The organism is Microbacterium esteraromaticum, assembly GCF_017303215.1.
GTDB classification, from domain to species: domain Bacteria; phylum Actinomycetota; class Actinomycetes; order Actinomycetales; family Microbacteriaceae; genus Microbacterium; species Microbacterium esteraromaticum_C.
In genome coordinates this window covers 200,349-218,303 of record NZ_JAEMWU010000003.1, presented here as the reverse complement: position 1 = coordinate 218,303, position 17,955 = coordinate 200,349, and the positions used below count along the sequence as shown (strand labels likewise).

19 protein-coding genes and 1 riboswitch are annotated in these 17,955 nt (G+C 68.6%); of the genes, 1 reads left to right on the top strand and 18 read right to left on the bottom strand.

From position 1 onward, the window contains the following. Window positions 1-13 precede the first annotated feature (13 nt). The 13 genes from JF543_RS13830 to infC form a co-directional block, all read right to left on the bottom strand. Window positions 14-2,140: a bifunctional hydroxymethylpyrimidine kinase/phosphomethylpyrimidine kinase gene (locus JF543_RS13830; RefSeq protein ID WP_206824819.1), complete on the bottom strand. Its 2,127-nt coding sequence runs from the start codon at window positions 2,138-2,140 to the stop codon at window positions 14-16. Continuing rightward, entirely contained in the window at window positions 2,137-2,979 is an 843-nt protein-coding gene (gene thiM, locus JF543_RS13825) for a hydroxyethylthiazole kinase (protein ID WP_206824817.1), read from the bottom strand. Before thiM ends, JF543_RS13830 begins: the two co-directional genes overlap by 4 nt. Next, window positions 2,971-3,064: riboswitch (TPP riboswitch) on the bottom strand. (Overlaps the previous gene by 9 nt.) 47 nt (window positions 3,065-3,111) lie before the next feature. After that, the gene (locus tag JF543_RS13820; RefSeq protein WP_206824816.1) at window positions 3,112-4,077 is read right to left on the bottom strand and encodes an NAD-dependent epimerase/dehydratase family protein; all 966 of its coding nucleotides are present in this window, start codon (window positions 4,075-4,077) and stop codon (window positions 3,112-3,114) included. A gap of 84 nt (window positions 4,078-4,161) precedes the next feature. After that, a complete protein-coding gene (gene pheT / locus JF543_RS13815) occupies window positions 4,162-6,660 on the bottom strand; it encodes a phenylalanine--tRNA ligase subunit beta (RefSeq protein WP_206824815.1) in 2,499 nt (832 codons plus the stop codon). Then, complete coding sequence (gene pheS, locus JF543_RS13810) at window positions 6,660-7,700, bottom strand: phenylalanine--tRNA ligase subunit alpha (protein WP_206822236.1); 1,041 nt, start codon at window positions 7,698-7,700, stop codon at window positions 6,660-6,662. Before pheS ends, pheT begins: the two co-directional genes overlap by 1 nt. A gap of 42 nt (window positions 7,701-7,742) precedes the next feature. Beyond that, the gene (locus JF543_RS13805; RefSeq protein WP_179410448.1) at window positions 7,743-8,660 is read right to left on the bottom strand and encodes an amino acid ABC transporter permease; all 918 of its coding nucleotides are present in this window, start codon (window positions 8,658-8,660) and stop codon (window positions 7,743-7,745) included. Beyond that, window positions 8,657-9,313 carry an amino acid ABC transporter permease gene (locus tag JF543_RS13800; RefSeq protein WP_206822234.1) on the bottom strand — a complete coding sequence of 219 codons (657 nt, stop codon included), beginning with the start codon at window positions 9,311-9,313 and terminating at the stop codon, window positions 8,657-8,659. Before JF543_RS13800 ends, JF543_RS13805 begins: the two co-directional genes overlap by 4 nt. A gap of 67 nt (window positions 9,314-9,380) precedes the next feature. Continuing rightward, the gene (locus tag JF543_RS13795) at window positions 9,381-10,292 is read right to left on the bottom strand and encodes a glutamate ABC transporter substrate-binding protein (RefSeq protein WP_206822232.1); all 912 of its coding nucleotides are present in this window, start codon (window positions 10,290-10,292) and stop codon (window positions 9,381-9,383) included. A 32-nt stretch (window positions 10,293-10,324) separates the two neighbouring features. Next, window positions 10,325-11,074 carry an amino acid ABC transporter ATP-binding protein gene (locus JF543_RS13790; protein WP_206551764.1) on the bottom strand — a complete coding sequence of 250 codons (750 nt, stop codon included), beginning with the start codon at window positions 11,072-11,074 and terminating at the stop codon, window positions 10,325-10,327. Window positions 11,075-11,160: 86 nt separating this feature from the next. After that, the gene (locus JF543_RS13785; protein WP_206822230.1) at window positions 11,161-11,967 is read right to left on the bottom strand and encodes a TrmH family RNA methyltransferase; all 807 of its coding nucleotides are present in this window, start codon (window positions 11,965-11,967) and stop codon (window positions 11,161-11,163) included. Window positions 11,968-12,059: 92 nt separating this feature from the next. After that, the gene (rplT, locus tag JF543_RS13780; protein WP_206551762.1) at window positions 12,060-12,446 is read right to left on the bottom strand and encodes a 50S ribosomal protein L20; all 387 of its coding nucleotides are present in this window, start codon (window positions 12,444-12,446) and stop codon (window positions 12,060-12,062) included. 36 nt (window positions 12,447-12,482) lie between these two features. After that, window positions 12,483-12,680 carry a 50S ribosomal protein L35 gene (gene rpmI, locus JF543_RS13775; protein ID WP_179410442.1) on the bottom strand — a complete coding sequence of 66 codons (198 nt, stop codon included), beginning with the start codon at window positions 12,678-12,680 and terminating at the stop codon, window positions 12,483-12,485. Window positions 12,681-12,754: 74 nt separating this feature from the next. After that, window positions 12,755-13,360 carry a translation initiation factor IF-3 gene (infC, locus tag JF543_RS13770; protein WP_179411810.1) on the bottom strand — a complete coding sequence of 202 codons (606 nt, stop codon included), beginning with the start codon at window positions 13,358-13,360 and terminating at the stop codon, window positions 12,755-12,757. 241 nt (window positions 13,361-13,601) lie between these two features. Here infC and JF543_RS13765 point away from each other — a divergent pair, with 241 nt between their 5' ends. Next, entirely contained in the window at window positions 13,602-13,988 is a 387-nt protein-coding gene (locus JF543_RS13765; RefSeq protein ID WP_179410441.1) for a DUF1844 domain-containing protein, read from the top strand. On the opposite strand, the gene JF543_RS13760 is transcribed toward JF543_RS13765, so the two are convergent. From JF543_RS13760 to JF543_RS13740, 5 genes are all read right to left on the bottom strand, one after another. Next, window positions 13,981-14,775, bottom strand: coding sequence for an SseB family protein (locus JF543_RS13760; RefSeq protein ID WP_206824814.1), 795 nt, complete (start codon window positions 14,773-14,775; stop codon window positions 13,981-13,983). The genes JF543_RS13765 and JF543_RS13760 overlap by 8 nt on opposite strands. Then, window positions 14,759-15,505 carry a bifunctional 1-(5-phosphoribosyl)-5-((5-phosphoribosylamino)methylideneamino)imidazole-4-carboxamide isomerase/phosphoribosylanthranilate isomerase PriA gene (gene priA / locus JF543_RS13755; protein ID WP_179410439.1) on the bottom strand — a complete coding sequence of 249 codons (747 nt, stop codon included), beginning with the start codon at window positions 15,503-15,505 and terminating at the stop codon, window positions 14,759-14,761. The genes JF543_RS13760 and priA overlap by 17 nt, the downstream gene beginning before the upstream one ends. Before the next feature lie 88 nt (window positions 15,506-15,593). Further along, window positions 15,594-16,226: an imidazole glycerol phosphate synthase subunit HisH gene (gene hisH, locus JF543_RS13750; protein WP_179410438.1), complete on the bottom strand. Its 633-nt coding sequence runs from the start codon at window positions 16,224-16,226 to the stop codon at window positions 15,594-15,596. Next, entirely contained in the window at window positions 16,223-16,846 is a 624-nt protein-coding gene (gene hisB, locus JF543_RS13745) for an imidazoleglycerol-phosphate dehydratase HisB (protein ID WP_206551760.1), read from the bottom strand. Before hisB ends, hisH begins: the two co-directional genes overlap by 4 nt. Continuing rightward, the gene (locus JF543_RS13740; protein ID WP_206824813.1) at window positions 16,843-17,925 is read right to left on the bottom strand and encodes a histidinol-phosphate transaminase; all 1,083 of its coding nucleotides are present in this window, start codon (window positions 17,923-17,925) and stop codon (window positions 16,843-16,845) included. Before JF543_RS13740 ends, hisB begins: the two co-directional genes overlap by 4 nt. Window positions 17,926-17,955 lie beyond the last annotated feature (30 nt).

The following is a 17,955-nucleotide window of genomic DNA, read 5'->3' as shown; positions in this document are numbered from 1 at the left end:
GCGCCGTTCGCCGTCACCGAAGGTCGAAGAAGGCCCGTTCGTGCGCGGCGGCCAGGTCGAACGCTCGGCGCATGCGCGACCGCTGCGCATCATCTGATCTGGCGGCTGCTGCGGTGACGTACGCGATGGCCTGCGCGTTGGCGACCGCGAACGTCGGGTCGGCATATGTCGCCAGCCACGAGGCGAACGGATGCCCCGGATCGAGGGGCTCCGGCCCGAAGGCACCGCTGTGTAGCCGTTCGCCGAGGTCGGCGTACAGCCAGAAGCACGGCAGCACCGCCGCGATCAGGGTCGCGTAATCGCCGGTGAACGCCGTCGCGCGCAGGAGGTCCAGATAGCCGGTCGTGACGGGGGTGGGATGGGCCGAGAACGTGGCCGCCGACACCCCGGTCATCGGCGTGAGCCAGGAGGCGTGCATGGCCAGCTCACCGGCGATCGCACCGTGTGCGCCCTCAGCCCAGAACGCCTGTTCCGCCGCGGTGGGTGCGAGGCGCGCAGCTTCGGCGAGCACCCGCGCGTACTCACGCAGGTACAGCGCGTCCTGCTCCAGGTAGTGCAGGAATGTCGCCCGATCGAGTGTGCCGTCGGCGAGTGCGCGGATGAACGGCAGCGCGTCGATGTCGTGACGGATGCTCGCGATACCGGCCCACCATTCGGCGCGCACGTCATCGGCGGTTGGGCGCGTGCCGAGCCCGCCGCGTTGCCAGAGTCCAGCGAAGTGGTTGACCGGCCCGTGACCGCGCCCGACGCCGAGTGCCGCTCCTGCGCGCAGCGACTCGCGCAGCCAGGCGCGGGAGTCGGCGATCGCGAGCGACCAGTCGGCCCCTGCCGCACGGCGCGTGGCGACGGCGGATGAGAGCGAGCAACCGGTGCCGTGTGTGCTGGTGGTGGCGATGCGCGCACCGGAGAAGTGCGAGATCACGCCCTCCGCTCCGACGAGGGCGTCGGGTGCGTCGTCGCTGTCGAGGTGCCCGCCCTTGACGAGCACCAGGGCATCGACGGCTGCCGCGAGGTCGCGCGCCGCATCGAGCGCGTCGTCCCACCCGATGACCCGCCGTCCGGCCAGCACCTCGAGTTCGGCGATGTTCGGGGTGAGCAGGTCGGCACGTCGCGCGAGGCGGTGCAGTGCCGCCTCCGCCCGCTCATCGAGCAGACGGTCGCCGGAGGTGGCGACCATGACCGGATCGAGCACGACGGTCGCCGGACGGTTCTCGTCCAGCCAGGCGTCGACCATGGCGATCACCTCGGCATCCGCGAGCATCCCGATCTTCACCGCGTCGATCTCGATGTCGTCGGCGAGCGCGTCGAGTTGCGCACGCAGGAACGACGCCGGCGGGACGTGCACCTCGTGCACGCCGCGTGTGTTCTGCGCCGTGAGTGCGGTCAGTGCTGCCATGCCGTAGCCGCCGTTGGCGGCGATGGATTTCAGGTCGGCCTGGATGCCGGCACCCCCGGAGGGGTCGCTGCCGGCGATGCTCAGCACCCGGGGAACCGCGGCGCCGCTCCACCGCGCGCGCAGCGCGGTGGTCGCGAGGTGCGCGTCGTCGGCCGCGCAGATCTGTGACACGACGGCAACACCGGCGGCACCTGCCGCGCGCAGCGGTACAACGTCATCCGAGCGGATGCCACCGATCGCGACGGCGGGAACAGGGCTCTGCGCGGCGAGCGCGGCGAAGCCTGCGATGCCGAGCGGGGCCGGGTGATCGGGCTTCGTACTCGTCGGACGGATCACCCCGGCACCGATGTAGTCGACCGTCCCGGTCGGAAGGTCGCGCAGCGCCGCCAGGTGCTCCGGCGTGTTCGCGGTGAGGCCGACGAGGGCATCCGGCCCGAGCAGGCGCCGCACCTCGGTCGCCGGCATGTCGGACTGTCCCACGTGGACCCCGTCGACGCGGGCTCCCCGGCGGCGTGCGGCAAGAACGGCGTCGACGCGGTCGTCGACGACGAGCAGCGCGCGCCCGTCGATGACCTCGGATAGGGAGACGAGTTGGTCGACGATGGCGTCGTCGGCGGCGTGCTTGTCGCGCAGCTGCACGATGGTGGCGCCGCCGTCGACCGCATCGCGGACGGTCTGCACGACACCGCGCGTACCGCACAGGTGCGGATCGGTGACCAGGTAGATCGACAGGTCGTACGTCACCGTGCGTCCTCCTCGATCCGGGCGTCGCGCAGCAGATCGTCTGCCTCGACCGCCGCGAGCGCGTCGATGAATGCGACGGCGAAGCTGCCGGGGCCCGCGGCGACCTTCGCCGCACGCTCGGCGGCGACGGTGTAGACCAGGGTCGCCGCAGCCACCGCCGTCATGGCGTCGGCCCCGGTTGCTCGGGCCGCGCCGAGGAAGGCGGCCATGACGGCTCCGAGCGCGCACCCTCCCCCGGTGATGCGCGTAAGCAGCGGGTCGCCGTTGGCGATCCGGATCACCCGTTCCCCGTCGGTGATCAGGTCGGTGGCACCCGAGACCGCCACCACGCTCCCCCACCGTGCGGCGATCGTACGGGCCGCCTCCGTGGCGGCCTCCGGGGCATCGACGGCGTCGACGCCGCGTCCGCCGGCACCGGTGCCGGCCAGGGCGAGGATCTCACTCGCGTTGCCGCGCACGGCCGTCGGATGCTGGGCGACCAGCTCGGCGGCGAGTGTCGTTCGCACGGGGAGTGCTCCGATCGCGACCGGGTCGAGCACCCACGGCGTACCCGCCGTGTTCGCGCCGCGCACCGCCTCGGACATGGCCGCGCGCTGCTCGGGCGGCGGAGTACCGAGATTCACCAGCAGCGCATCGGCGATGCCGGCGAAGACCCCGGACTCGCCGACGATGGCGACCATCGCGGGTGCCGCCCCCGTCGCCAGAAGCACATTGGCCGTGAAGCCCGTGACCACGGTGTTGGTGATGCACTGGGTCAGCGGAGGTGTGCAGCGCACCTCACGCAGCAGCTCGGCGGCGGCGGCCGGAATACGGGCGGATGGGCGCAGACGATCGCTCATGGACGACATCCCTTCGCTAGTACGAACTAGATCAGGTTCGACGGGTGTGATCTCAGCCGCTTCTGCGGCACCCCGTGTCACTGTGCGCGAGTCTAGCGAAGCCCGCCGGATCGGGCGTCGACCGGACCCGGCTCAGACGAGCTGTGCGAGCAGCTCGCTCTCGTCGTGCCGGGTCAGACCGGCACGACGCTCGCGGTCCAGTCCCCGAGCGCGTTCGTCGGCGAGCACGCTCCGGATCGTCTGGTCAAGGGGCGTGAATCCCCCGCCGGCGGCGCGGTACGCACGGTTGTCGTGCTGCGCGAAGCCCGGCATGTCTGCGGGCAGCCACAGCGGCAGTGAGCGCTCCCCCATCCAGTACTGCACGCCGTGCGCGTTGAGCCAGTCGTCGTCGGCCACCCGGACCGGACCGGTGTGCCCGGACTCGGTACGGAAGGCGTCGAGCAGGTCGCTCAGCGGCAGCGGATCACCGATGGCATTGACGACCCCGGTGCGCCGGTCAGCGGTGATGAACCCGGCGAGATCGTCGACGTCGATCACCTGAGCGAATCGGTCGCGGCTGTCGGGCGCCAGCACTGCGCCGTCACCGGCGCGTGCGAAGGCCGCCGCCCAGTATCCGAAGCGGTCGCTGGGGTCGCCGGCGCCGACCACCAGGCCGGGCCTGACGATGCCCGCCCGCGTGCCCAGGGCGGTCACCGCCTGTTCGGCGGCGACCTTCTGGGCGCTGTAGTCGTACTCGTCGCCCGGCTGCGCGGGTGCGTGGAGCGGCCCGGTCTCGTCGAGACCGACGGTGACCTCGTCGGCGTACACCGAGACCGACGACACGTACGTCCAGTGCGCCGCGCTGTCGCCGAGCGCCGCGACGGCCGCACCCACGTGATCCGCGCGCGAGGAGATATCGACGATCTCGTCCCACTGCTGCTCGCGCAGCCGGTCGTAGACATCCGGTTCGTCACGGTCCCCGCGCAACAGCACGGTGCCGTCCGGGGCCGGTCGGCTTCCGCGTGCCAGGCACGTCACCTGCGCGCCGGCGTCACGCCAACGCTGCGCGATCCGTCCCGAAAGCCATCCTGTTCCGCCGAGCACCAGCACCTGAGTCATGCGTCCATGCCATCGGCATCCGAGAGCAGACGCAAGCGATTCCGCTCACAGCGCAGGCACCGTGAGCGGAATCGCCGATGCGACTCAGTCGCGGATGCTCGCGCCGAAGCGCTGCGTCGCCACGGCGACGCCCGCGAGCTTTGCCTCGCTCGCCTCGGCGGCGGTCAGCGTACGGTCGGATGCCCGGAAGCGCAGGGCGTAGCTGAGGCTCTTCTGCCCGTCGCCCAGGCCCTCGCCGCGGTAGTCGTCGACGAGACGCACGGACTCGAGCAGGTCGCCGGCGCCCTCGACGAGCGCGGCGCGCACCTCGGCGGCAGGCACCTCCACACCCACGACCAGCGAAACGTCCTGCGTGGCCGCAGGGTACGTCGACAGGGACTCGACGACGACGCGCTCGCCCGCGAGGGTGAGCAGACGATCCAGGTCCAGTTCGAACACGACGACACGCCCCGGCAGGTCGGCGTCGGCCGAGACCTGCGGGTGCAGCTCGCCGACGTAGCCGATCTGCTCGCCGCGCACGCTCAGTGCCCCGGCTCGTCCCGGATGCAGCGCGGCGCGCTGCGTCTGCGCGACGTCGATGTCGACGCCGGCGGCGACGCCGATCACGCGCACGACGTCCAGCGCATCGGCCAGGTCGACGTGCTCGGCAGGGCGCCCCGGCTGACGCGGGGTGATGTTGCCGGCGAACAGCGCCGCGATGTGCCTCGGCTGCGGCGGGATGGCCGCGTTGAGCGCCGCCAGCGTCTCATCGTCGGGGCGTTCCCCGAGCGGCGGGATGAAGTCCGTGCCGTAGGTCACGCCCTCTTCGGGGGTGAACACCGACCCGACCTCGAACAGGCCGAGATCCACCAGACCGCGCGAGATGTTGCGGTGCGCGGTCTGCACCAGAGCGGGCAGCAGCGATCGGCGCAGGAACGGCGCCTGTCCGTCGAGTGCGTTGGCCAGACGGATGCTGGGCAGGTGATCGCCGGTCGCCGAGCCGTGCAGGTCGTTGAGCTGCTCGGTGGTGAACGGGAACGACGGCGTCTCGACCAGACCGGCCGCGGCGAGGGCATCCGCCACCCGCTTGCGTCCCTGCTGCAGCGCCGTGTAGCCACGGCCCGACGGCGGGACCGGGAGGACGGACGGGATCCGGTCGAGACCGTGGATGCGCGCGATCTCCTCGACCAGCGTCCACTTGTCAGTGAGGTCGGGTCGCCAGCTCGGCGGGATCACGAACCACCCGTCGCCCTGCTCCGCGACCTCGGCGCCGATCATCTCGAGTGCCCCGACGACCTCGTCGTCGGTGTAGTCGACGCCCACGACGCCATCGGCGAAGCCACGCGGCAGCGCGATTCCGGCGATCTCGAACTCGGTGTACAGCGCGCCGCCCTCGTCGGTCAGCGTTCCCCCGGCGAGCTCGACCATCAGATCGGCCACCCGGCGTGCGGCGACGAACGGGATCAGCGGATCGACACCCCGCTCGAAGCGCTTCGACGCCTCGCTCGGCAGCTTGTGTCGGCGGGCGCTCCGGGCGATCGTGACCGGATCGAACGTCGCCGCCTCGATCAGCACGTTGCGCGTGGTGTCACTCATCTCGGTCGTGCCGCCGCCCATGACGCCGGCGATGCCGATGGGGCCCGAACCGTCGGTGATCAGCAGATCCTCGACGTGCAGAGCGCGATCCTGCCCGTCGAGCGTGGTGATGCGCTCGCCCTGGCCCGCGCGACGCACCACGATGCCGCCGTCGAGCTTGTCGAGGTCGTAGCCGTGAATCGGGTTGCCCAGCTCGAGCATGACGTAGTTGGTGATGTCGATCAGGATGCCCAGCGAGCGCATGCCCGCCAACGCGAGCCGGGCGACCATCCACGGAGGGGTGGGACGGCTCGGGTCGACATCGCGGACGACGCGTGCGACGAACTCGCGCGCGCCGACGGTGCCGCGGATCGGGTTCTCATCCTCGACACGGATGTCGAAGCCCGTTCCCGGCTGCAGCTCGGCGAAGTCGCGCTCGGCGGGATCGCTGAAAGCACCCCCCGTGGCGTGACCGTACTCGCGGGCAACGCCACGCAGTGAGAACGCGTAACCGCGGTCGGGCGTGACGTTGATCTCGACGGCGACATCGTTGAGATGCAGCAGTTCGATGGCGTCAGTACCGACCTCGGGGTCCAGACCCAGCGTCGACAGCACGATGATGCCGTCGTGCTCGTCGCCGAGGCCGAGCTCGCGCGCCGAGGCGATCATGCCGTCCGAGACATGGCCGTACGTCTTGCGCGCGGCGATCGGGAACGGCCCGGGCAGTACAGCCCCGGGCAGGGTCACCACGACCTTGTCACCGGCGACGAAGTTGTGCGCACCGCAGACGATTCCGCGGGGCTCGTCTTCGCCCACATCGACCTGGCACCAGTTGATCGTCTTGCCGTTCTTCTGCGGCTCGGGCTCGACCGAGAGCACCTGACCGACCACGACGGGACCGGTGATCTCGACGCGATGGATGTCCTCCTCTTCGAAGCCCACCGAGAGGAACGACGCCAGAACGTCTTCCGGAGTGGCATCCGCTGCCACCTCGACGTACTCGCGCAACCAGGAAAGCGGAATACGCATCACACCACCATCCCGAACTGCTCGCTGAAGCGCACATCGCCCTCTGCCATGTCGCGCATGTCTTTCACATCGCTGCGGAACATCAGCGCCCGCTCGACGCCGATACCGAAGGCGAACCCGCTGTAGACCTCCGGGTCGATCCCCGCCGCGCGCAGCACGTTGGGGTTGACCATTCCGCAACCGCCCCACTCGATCCAGCGGGCGCCGCCCTTGAAGGTCGGATGCCACAGATCGAACTCGGCCGAAGGCTCGGTGAACGGGAAGTAGTTGGTGCGCAGGCGCGTCTTCGCCTCGGCTCCGAAGAGCTGCTTGGCGAGGTGGTCGAGCGTGCCCTTCAGATGCGCCATGGTGATGCCCTTGTCAACCACGAGGCCCTCGACCTGGGTGAACACCGGCAGGTGCGTGGCGTCGAACTCATCGGTGCGGTACACGCGACCAGGGCACAGCACATAGATCGGCACCTCGCGGTCGAGCATCGACCGCACCTGCACCGGGCTGGTGTGCGTGCGCATCACCAGGTGACGCGACGTCGGGTCGACGTAGAAGGTGTCCTGCTCCTGACGTGCCGGGTGGTCGACATCGAAGTTCAGGGCGTCGAAGTTGAACCACTCGTGCTCGAGCTCGGGGCCCTCGGCGATCTCCCACCCCATGCCGACGAAGATGTCGCTGATCTGCTCTTGCATGAGCGGCAGCGGATGGCGCGCACCCACACGCGAACGCGAGGCGAGCGCGGTGATGTCGACCCGCTCGGCCTCCAGGCGGGCTGCCGTCTCGGCCTCGGCCAGCTCGGCCTCCTTGGCGGCCAGGGCCTGGGCGACCCGACCCCTCCCCTGCCCGATCAGCTTGCCGAACGTCGCCTTGTGCTCGGGCGCGACCTGACGCATAGACGCGTTCAGGACGGCCAGCGGCGACCCTTCGGCCACATGCGCGGCTTTGGCGGATTTGAGCTGGGCGGTGTCGCTCGCGGCTTCGACGGCAGCGAGTGCCGCCGTGACCGCGGCCTCGACCGCTTCGGGGGTGATCTCAGGAGTGGCTGACACGAGATCAGAGTCTACCGGCGCGGCGACGACCGGCCGTTCCGTTCAGCGTCGGTCCCGACCCAGCCGCCGTCCCCGCTTGCCGTCCCCCTGGGCGACCAGAAGTTCGGTGTCGGTTCCTTCGTGCATGAGCACGGCCGCCTCGGCTTCCAGCACCTTGTCCTTCGGCGAGCGGCGTGTGCGGATCTCGAGCCACTTCGCGATGCCCGAGAGAATCAGACACATCACGATGTAGATGCCACCGATGACGAAGGCGGACTGCAGGATCGGGCGCCCCTGCTGCGAGCTGAGCAGCTTGGCGTAGTAGAGCAACTCGGGGTAGGTGATGATGAATCCCAGTGCCGTGTCTTTCATGGTCACGACGAGCTGAGCGACGATGACCGGAAGCATCGCCCGCACAGCCTGCGGGAAGAGGATCAGCCGCATCACTCCGCTCTTGCGCAGACCGATCGCGTAGCCGGCTTCCTTCTGTCCACGTGGCAAGGATTCAATTCCCGCTCGGAAGACTTCGGCCAGCACGGAACCGTTGTACGCCATCAGTGCCAGTACAACCGCCCAGTAGGGCTCCATCTTGACGCCGACGACGGGAAGACCGTAGTAGAGCAGCATCATCATGACCAGAACCGGTACCGCTCGCAGCAGCTCTGTGACTGCGGTCACCGGCACACGGATCCAGGCGTGGTCTGACAGACGCCCGATCGCCAGCACAAGACCCAGAACAAGACTCAGCACTGCGGCCAGCGCGAACGCGGCCAGCGTGTTGCCGAGCGCCTCAAGAATGCTCATCCACACGTTGCTGAAGGTGAACACGTACCACTTCGACGCCTCGAACTGGCCAGACTCCCAGAGCCGGTAAGTCATGAAGCCGATCACGGCGAGCACGAGGAGCACCGTGACCGCTGCCAGTACCCGGTTGCGGGCGATCGCACGCGGTCCGGGTACGTCGTAAAGGACGGAAGTCATCGTGCGATCCTCCACTTGTTCTCAAGCGTTCGCTGCGCCCAGCTCATCAATAGCACGAGCGCGACGAAGACCACCGCCACCCACAGCAGCACTTCCATGGGGTTACCGGGCCGGTCAGGCGCATCGTTGATGGTGGCGCGCAGTGCGGCGAGCTCGGAGATCGCGAAGCCGGCGGCCACCGTGGTGTTCTTGAGCAGCGCGATGAACACGCTCATCATCGGCGGCACGACGGACCGGAACGCCTGCGGCAGAACCACGAGTGTCATCACCTGCCCGAACGGCAGGCCGATCGCACGCGCAGCTTCGGCCTGCCCGACGTGCACGGTGTTGATACCCGCACGCAGCACCTCAGCGACATAGGTCGCGGTGTAGATGCCGATCGCCAGGATGCCGAGCACGGTGTTCGATAGCGGGGGCAGTCCCAACTGCGGATATCCGAACACGAAGAAGAAGAACACCAGGGTCAGAGGGGTGTTCCGAACGAGGTTGACATAGACCGTGCCCACTCCTCGCGCGATCGGCACCGGCGAGACGCGCATCGCGCCGACGATGATGCCGAGAACGAGGGCGATAATCCCTCCGAACACGAACACCAGCAGGGTGTTGGTCAGCGCCTCGCTCCACAGGTCGAGGTTGCCGAAGATGACGTCCACGTCTTCTCATTCCTCCGTCGGATGATGCTGCGGGGGCGCGATGCATCCGCGCCCCCGCAGATGTCGTTCAGTACGCGTCGACCGCAGGCTGCTCGACCTGGATGCCCGAGTCGCCGAGGTTGTTGTCGAAAATCTGCTGCCAGACATCGCCGCCATCGGTGAACAGCGTGTTGATGTGGTCGCGCAGCACGTCATCGCCCTTGGGTAGACCGACGCCGTAGCGCTCTTCGGTGAACAGTCCACCCGTGACCTTGACGTCATCGGGGTACTGCGCCGCGTAGCCGATCAGGATGGCCTGGTCGGTGGTCACAGCATCGACCTTGCCGCTGATCAGGTCTTCGACGCAGGCGGAGTAGAGATCGTACTCCTGCGTCTTGATGTCGGGGAAGTTCGCCTTGATGTTCTGGATCGGCGTGGAGCCTGTCGCCGAGCAGACGGTCTTGCCGTTGAAGTCCTCGAGCTTGGTCGCCTCCGGCGCGTCCTTCGCGACCAGCAACCCCTGACCCGTGACGAAGTACGGTCCCGCGAAGTCGATCTGCTCCTTGCGCTTGTCGTTGATCGAGTACGTGCCGACGTAGTAGTCGATGTCGCCGTTGACGATGGCCTGCTCGCGGTTGGCCGAGGCGATCGGCTTGAACTCGATCTGGTCCTCATCGAAGCCGAGCGACGCCGCGATCCAGCGTGCGATGTCGACGTCGAATCCCGTGCGATCGCCCGAGGTCACGTCGAGGTAGCCCAGGCCGGGCTGATCTTCTTTGACGCCGATGATGACGCCGTCGCGCTCGACCATCGCGTCGAAAGTCGGGCTGCCGTCGAGGCTGACATCCGTCGCGACCTCCCACGGCGTGGATGATCCGGCGTCGCCGCCATCGCCGCCGTCGCCACCGGGGTCCGACGGGGTTCCGCTGTTGCAGGCGGTCAGGGCGAACAACGCCACCGTTGCGATGCCGATTCCTGCCAGTGTGCGTGTACGTCGCATGTGCGTCTCCTTATGGGATGTGTGGACGGGAGTCAGTGGGTGAGCAGCTTGGAGAGGAAGTCCTTGGCGCGCGCGCTCTGCGGGTTCGTGAAGAACTGCTCGGGCGTGGCCTGCTCGACGATCTGCCCATCGGCCATGAACACGACCCGGTTGGCCGCCTTGCGCGCGAAGCCCATCTCGTGAGTGACGACGATCATCGTCATACCCTCGTTGGCGAGCCCGATCATCACGTCGAGCACCTCGGTGATCATCTCGGGGTCCAGGGCGCTGGTGGGCTCATCGAAGAGCATGACCTTCGGGCGCATCGCCAGGGCACGGGCGATCGCGACACGCTGCTGCTGTCCACCCGACAGCTGCGCAGGAAGCTTGCGCGCCTGCTCGGCGACCCCGACGCGCTCCAGCAACGCCATGGCCTCCTTCTCGGCATCCGCCTTCTTGAGGCCGCGGACCTTGATCGGGCCGAGCGTGACGTTCTCAAGGATCGTCAGGTGCGCGAACAGGTTGAACGACTGAAAGACCATGCCGACCTCGGCGCGCAGGTGCGCGAGCGCCTTGCCCTCGGCGGGCAGCACTTTACCGTCGATGCGGATCTCGCCGCTGGTGATCGTCTCCAGCCGGTTGATGGTGCGGCAGAGCGTGGACTTACCCGAGCCTGACGGTCCGATGACGACGACGACCTCACCGCGGTCGACCGTGAGGTTGATGTCGGTCAGCGCCTGGAAGTCGCCGTAGTGCTTCTGGACGTTCTCGACGACCACGAGGGCGTCTCTGCTCTCTGCCATGGCCCAACTCTAGGGCCGGGGCCTCGACAGCACAGGGGGTCGTCGTGGTCTTTATCGTTTCGTGATCGGCGGCGCGATGGCGCCGATCAGTGCTCGGCGCGCTGCGCGAACGCGCTCTCGTACAGGCACACGCTCGCGGCGGTCGCGAGGTTCAACGACTCGGCCTGCCCGTAGATCGGCAGTTTCAGTGCCTGGTCGGCGAGCCCGCGGGCATCCGCTTCGAGTCCCCGCGCCTCGTTGCCGAACAACCAGGCGGTCGGCTTGGCGAGCGTGTTGTCGGCGCGCGCAGACAACAGATCGCCCCCGCCCACATCGGCGGCGAGCACCTGCAGTCCGGCCGCGTGCGCGCGGCTCACGACGTCGGCGAGGTCGCCTCCCACCGAGATCGGCAGGTGGAACAGCGAGCCCGTGGTCGAGCGGACGACCTTCGGGTTGTAGGGATCAACGGTGCGGCCGGTCAGCACGACAGCATCCGCCCCTGCGGCGTCCGCCGCACGGATGATCGTGCCGAGATTGCCCGGGTCGCGCACCTCTTCGCAGATCGCGATCAGGCGCGGGGACGCCGCGAAGATGTCCTTCACAGCGGTCGGGGTCTGGCGGGCCACCGCGATCAGCCCCTGCGGGGTCACGGTGTCGGCCATCGCGTCGAGCACGTCCTCGGTCACGTAGTCGAACGGGACCTCGTGCTCGGCGACCAGCTGACGGATGTCGGCGTGCCGTTCCCACGCCGTCGGCGTCGCGTAGAGCTCGACGATCGCACCGGGCACGTACCGCAATGCCTCACGGACCGCCTGCGGCCCCTCCAGCAGGAACAGACCGGTCTCGACGCGCGCACTGCGCTTGGAGAGCTTGGCGACAGCGCGGACACGGGGCGAGCGAGGATTCTCCAGCACGGCATCAGTCTATCGGCGCGCCGCGGATGCCCCGGGACGCGAAACGGGCGCCTCCCCGAGGGGAGACGCCCGTTTGCATGAAGAGCGGATGCTCAGGCAGCCGACTTCGGAGCGTTGACGTCCGAGGGCAGAGCGTTCTTCGCGGTCTCGACCAGCGACGCGAATGCGGCGGCGTCGGTCACGGCGAGCTCGGCGAGCATACGGCGGTCGACCTGCACACCGGCCAGGCCCAGACCCTGCATGAAGCGGTTGTACGTGATGCCGTTCTGGCGGGCAGCGGCGTTGATGCGCTGGATCCACAGACGACGGAAGTCGCCCTTGCGCTTGCGACGGTCACGGTACGCGTAGACGAGCGAGTGGGTGACCTGCTCCTTCGCCTTGCGGTAGAGGCGCGAACGCTGGCCACGGTAACCCGAGGCGCGTTCGAGGATGACGCGACGCTTCTTCTGCGCGTTTACCGCGCGCTTGACTCTTGCCATTTTCGTGTATTCCTATTCCGTACGCTCGGGCGGGGCTCAGCCGCGACCGAGAAGCTTGTTCGCGACCTTGGAGTCGGCCTTCGAGAGCACCTGGTCCTGGTTCAGGCGGCGGGTGCGACGGCTCGACTTGTGCTCGAGGTTGTGGCGCATACCGGCCTGCTGCTTCTTCAGCTTTCCGCTGCCGGTGATCTTGAAGCGCTTCTTCGCACCCGAGTGGGTCTTCTGCTTCGGCATCTTCTCTTCCTTCGTGTGGCGCCCTGGCGGGCGACGGTGGATACCCGCTCGCAAGCGGGAGACTGGGGGGCGGCTCAGGCCTCGGCGTCGTTGCCCGTCGAGGACTTCGCCTCGCGCGCGGCCTGCTTGTTCGCCGAGCGGACGGCGTTCTGCTCGGCCTTGGCCTCGGACTTGTTCTTCAGCGGCGCGATGACCATGACCATGTTGCGACCGTCGATGGTGGGGTTCGACTCGACCGAGCCGAACTCGGCGACGTCCTCGGCGAACTTGCGCAGCAGACGCACACCCTGCTCGGGACGCGACTGCTCGCGGCCGCGGAACAGGATCATGGCCTTGACCTTGTCGCCGGCCTTGAGGAAGCCCTCGGCGCGCTTGAGCTTGGTCGTGTAGTCGTGGGCCTCGATCTTCAGGCGGAAGCGCACCTCTTTGAGGATGGTGTTCGCCTGGTTACGGCGTGCTTCCTTCGCCTTCTGCGCGGCCTCGTACTTGAACTTGCCGTAGTCCATGATCTTGACCACGGGCGGCTTGGAGTTGGGAGCCACCTCGACGAGGTCGAGATCGGCTTCCTGGGCCAGACGCAGCGCTGCCTCGATGCGGACAACGCCGATCTGCTCACCCGCGGGTCCGACGAGGCGGACCTCGGGGACGCGGATGCGCTCATTGGTACGGGGATCGCTGATGCGGAGCTCCTTAGACGTGGGTTGTCGGCCACCGAGTCGCTGTTGACGCCTCGGGCGAATTCGGAGTTCCCCCACCCGCCGATGCTTCAGATGCACCGGCTTGTCACACCCTTTCCACCGAAACCGGCGGGGTGCAGAACCCGGTAGCCTGGAACGGCAAGCGCGGGTGGGATTGGATCCTCTTTCGTGCCGGAGCGTGACGCTCCGGAGCCCGCAGAAGTCTAACAGAAAGCAACACGAAGTGACGATTCCTGCTGAGCCCCACGACCACCGCCTCGACACCTGGGCCGAGCAGGAGCAGGCAGCGACCGCCGCGGGACGCGACATCGCCGACGTTCCCGCGGTCGAGGTGATCACCACGACCGCTGTTCACCTGATGAGCGCGGCCGCCGTGAAACTCGGCCTGGCGGATGACCCCGAGAAGCAGCTCGACCTCGACGAGGCCCGCAAGCTCATCAACGCCCTCGCCGGGCTCATCACCGCCGGGGCGCCCGAGATCAGCAGCGCGCACGCCAGCCCGCTGCGCGACGGTCTGCGCTCGCTTCAGCTGGCCTTCCGTGAGGCATCGGTCATCCCGGACCCGATCGGCAAGGGCCCCGGCGAGAAGTGGACCGGCCCGGTCAACTGACCTCGGAGCGTGTGAGCTTGACGGTGAGCGAGTCGACCAGAACCGCCATGCGGTCATCGGCCGCCCACCGTTGAGCCAGCCGCGCCAGCACGGCGTCCAGAGTCTCGCGGTCCAGGCCGTCGATCAGCGTCAGCGTGACGATCAGTTCGGGGCCGCGCATGCGGGCATCCGCGTCCCCCGACGCGATGGACACATCGATGACGGCCAGTTCGTGCGCGATGCTCTCACGCAGGGCCGTGAACACCTCCGGCGACAGGAAGCTGGGCTCCCACGGCTGGCTCTGCGCCATCGCCCAGATCGCGGGGCGGCGCACGACGAACTCGGTGTCGGATGCCGGATCGAGCACGATCAGATCGGTCTGCTCGCTCGACGCCGACAGCGCGACGCGCACGGCCTCGACCGGGATCGGCCGGGCCTGAGCGTCCCAGCGCCGCATCGTGTCGACGGACGAGAAGACCGGCTGCACGCGACGCCCGTCGGGGGCGGCTACGGTGACGATCGAGAGCTCCTGGGTCTTGTCGACCTTCAGTCCGGTCGGCCCGACGCCCTCATCGCCGCGCTCGGCGACCAGCGGTACGAGCACGCGGGCGCTTCGCAACGCATCGACGACCTCGACCTGCGACCCCTCGCCCGAGCGGAATCGCCGCAAAGCGGCGAGCAGCGCAGGGTCGGCGGATCCGTCGTCGGCGGCGTGGGGGTTGGTCTCGAAACTGCGCCCCTCCCACGGCACGCCCGCCGAGTCAGCGGGGGCACCGTGGTCGCAGGCGTCGTCAGTCCCCTGCGACATCCAGAGCCTCGGCGAGGGTGAACTGTCCGGCGTAGAGCGCCTTGCCGACGATCGCGCCCTCGACACCCAGCGGGACGAGCTCGCGCAGTGCGGCGATGTCGTCGAGGCTGGAGACGCCGCCCGAGGCGATCACGGGCTTCGGTGTGCGCGCGGTGATCTCCCGCAGCAGATCGAGGTTGGGTCCGCGCAGCGTGCCGTCCTTGGTGACGTCGGTGACGACGTAGCGGCTGCAGCCGGCCTCTTCGAGGCGCTCGAGCACCTCCCAGATGTCGCCGCCTTCCTTGGTCCAGCCGCGTGCCGCGAGGGTCGTGCCGCGCACGTCGAGTCCGACGGCGACGGCCTCGCCGTAGCGGCTGATGACGTCGGCGGCCCACTCGGGGTTCTCCAGCGCCGCGGTGCCGAGGTTGATACGGGCCGCGCCCGACTCCAGCGCCGCTTCGAGGCTCGCGTCATCGCGGATGCCGCCCGAGACCTCGATGTTGATGCCGCGGTACTGCTTGATGACCTTGCGCAGGATCGAGCTGTTGCTGCCCCGGCCGAAGGCCGCGTCGAGGTCGACGAGGTGGATCCACTGCGCGCCGGCGTCGACGAACTCGCCTGCCGCGTCGACGGGGTCGCCGTAGTTGGTCTCGGTGCCCGCCTCGCCCTGGGTGAGTCGCACCGCCTTTCCGCCGGCCACGTCCACGGCGGGCAGCAGGATCAGGGCTGGTGACTGTGCGAAATCGTTCATGGCTTCCTTGTGGAGGGTAGGGCGGCCCGGTCGGGCACGAGAGACGAGAGTAGTCTTCGGCGACGAAGTCCTCAAACCCTGTGCGGGGTCAGAGGGATTCGACCCAGTTGCGCAGGAGTCGGATGCCGGCTTCGCCGGACTTCTCGGGGTGGAACTGCGTGGCCGAGAGCGGCCCGTTCTCGACGGCGGCGATGAACCGCTCGCCGTGCGTCGCCCAGGTCACCGCGGGCTGCGGGAAGGGCGGAATGACGTCGAGTTCCCACGACTTGGCGGCGAAGGAGTGCACGAAGTAGAACCGTTCGTGCTCGATGCCGCGGAACAGCACCGATCCCTCGCCAGGCTCGACGGTGTTCCAGCCCATGTGGGGCAGTACCGGGGCGTCCAGTTCGGTGACCGCCCCCGGCCACTCCCCCAGCCCCGCGGAGTCCTGGCCGCGTTCGACGCCATGCTCGAACATGATCTGCATGCCGACGCAGATGCCGAGCACGGCGCGCCCGCCCGCCAGGCGGCGATCGATGATCTCGTCACCGCCGTGCGCGATCAGGGCGTCGCGCACCGCGGCGAATGCACCGACGCCGGGCACGACGAGCCCGTCGGCGGCCAGGGCGCGGGCGCGGTCGCGGGTCAGTTCGACATCGGCTCCGGCGGCCGCCAACGCCTTGACCGCCGAGTGGACGTTGCCCGACTCGTAGTCGAAGACCGCGACGTGGGGCCCGGTCACAGCGCACCCTTGGTGGACGGGATGCCCTCGACGAGCGGGTCGAGTGACTTCGCCTGACGGAAGGCCCGGGCGAACGCCTTGAACTCGGCCTCGGCGATGTGGTGTGGATCGCGCCCGCCGAGCACGCGCACGTGCACGGTCAGTCCCGCATTGAGCGTGATCGCTTCGAACACGTGACGCACGAGAGAACCGGTGAAGTGGCCACCGATCAGGTGGAACTCAAAGCCCGCGGGCTCGCCGTCGTGCACGAGAAACGGCCGTCCCGAGATGTCGACCACGGCCTGGGCGAGTGCTTCGTCGAGCGGCACGAGTGCGTCGCCGTAGCGCGAGATACCGGCCTTGTCACCGAGGGCCTCACGGAGCGCCTGGCCGAGCACGATCGAGATGTCCTCGACCGTGTGGTGTGCATCGATGTGCGTGTCGCCGGTGGCGCGGACCGTGAGGTCGGTGAGCGAGTGCTTCGCGAACGCCGTGAGCATGTGGTCGAAGAACGGTACGGAGGTGGCGATGTCGCTGCGGCCCGTGCCGTCGAGGTTGACCTCGACCTCGACGGTCGATTCGGAGGTGCTGCGGGTGCGCTTCGCCGTGCGTGCGGACGATGCGGTGCGGGGGGCGCTCATGAGGGAGATCCTATCGACGCGAGTGCTTCCAGAAAGGCGGTGGTCTCGGCCTCGGTGCCCGCCGAGACGCGCAGGTGACCGGGGATGCCCACGTCACGGATCAGGACACCGCGATCGTAGAGGGCGCGCCACAACGCGGGCGGGTCGGTGACACCGCCGAACAGGACGAAGTTCGACCAGGATTCGTGCGGCTGGTAGCCGAGGGCTTCGAGGGTGGCCGAGATGCGGTCACGCTGCTCGACGATCTCGTCGACCATGCGCAGCATGGTGGCGGAGTTGCGCAGTGCGGCGATCGCGGCGGCCTGAGTGATCGCGCTCAGGTGATACGGCAGACGCACCAGTCGGAGCGCGTCGATGAACGCGGGGTCGGCGGCCAGGTAGCCCACACGCGCACCGGCGAAGGCGAACGCCTTGCTCATAGTGCGCGAGATCGCCAGGCGAGGCCGCCCATGCAACAGGGTGAGCGCCGAGACCGAGTCGTGCGGCGCGAACTCGAAGTAGGCCTCGTCGACCACGACCACACCCCGTGCGGCCTCGTAGACGGCCTCAATGACGTCGAGTCCCATGGGCGTGCCGGTGGGGTTGTTGGGAGCGCACAGCAGCACGACGTCGGGATCAGCCTCGGCGACCTGTGCTGCGGCACTCTCGGGCGTCAGCGCGTAGTCGTCGTCGCGCGCACCGGCAACCCACCGCGCGCCGGTTCCCTGCGCCAGGAGCGGGTACATCGAGTAGGTGGGAGCGAATCCGAACACTGTGCGGCCCGGACCGCTGAAGGCCTGCAGGATGTGCTGGAGCACCTCGTTGGAGCCATTGCCCGCCCAGATCTGATCGGCGGTGATCCCGTGGCCGAGGTACTCGGCGAAGCCTTCACGGAGTGCGGTGAACTCACGATCCGGATAGCGGTTGACCTCACGCAGTGCACGCGCGATTTCGTCGAGGATGTCGTCGGCGACCTCGTCGGGCACCGGATGGGTGTTCTCGTTGACGTTCAGCGCAATCGGCAGCGGTGCCTGGGGTGCGCCGTAGGGGGTGAGTCCGCGGAGGTCGTCGCGGAGGGGTAGCTCGTCAAGAGAGGTCACTGTTCCATCGTAGGTCTCACGCCCACCGGC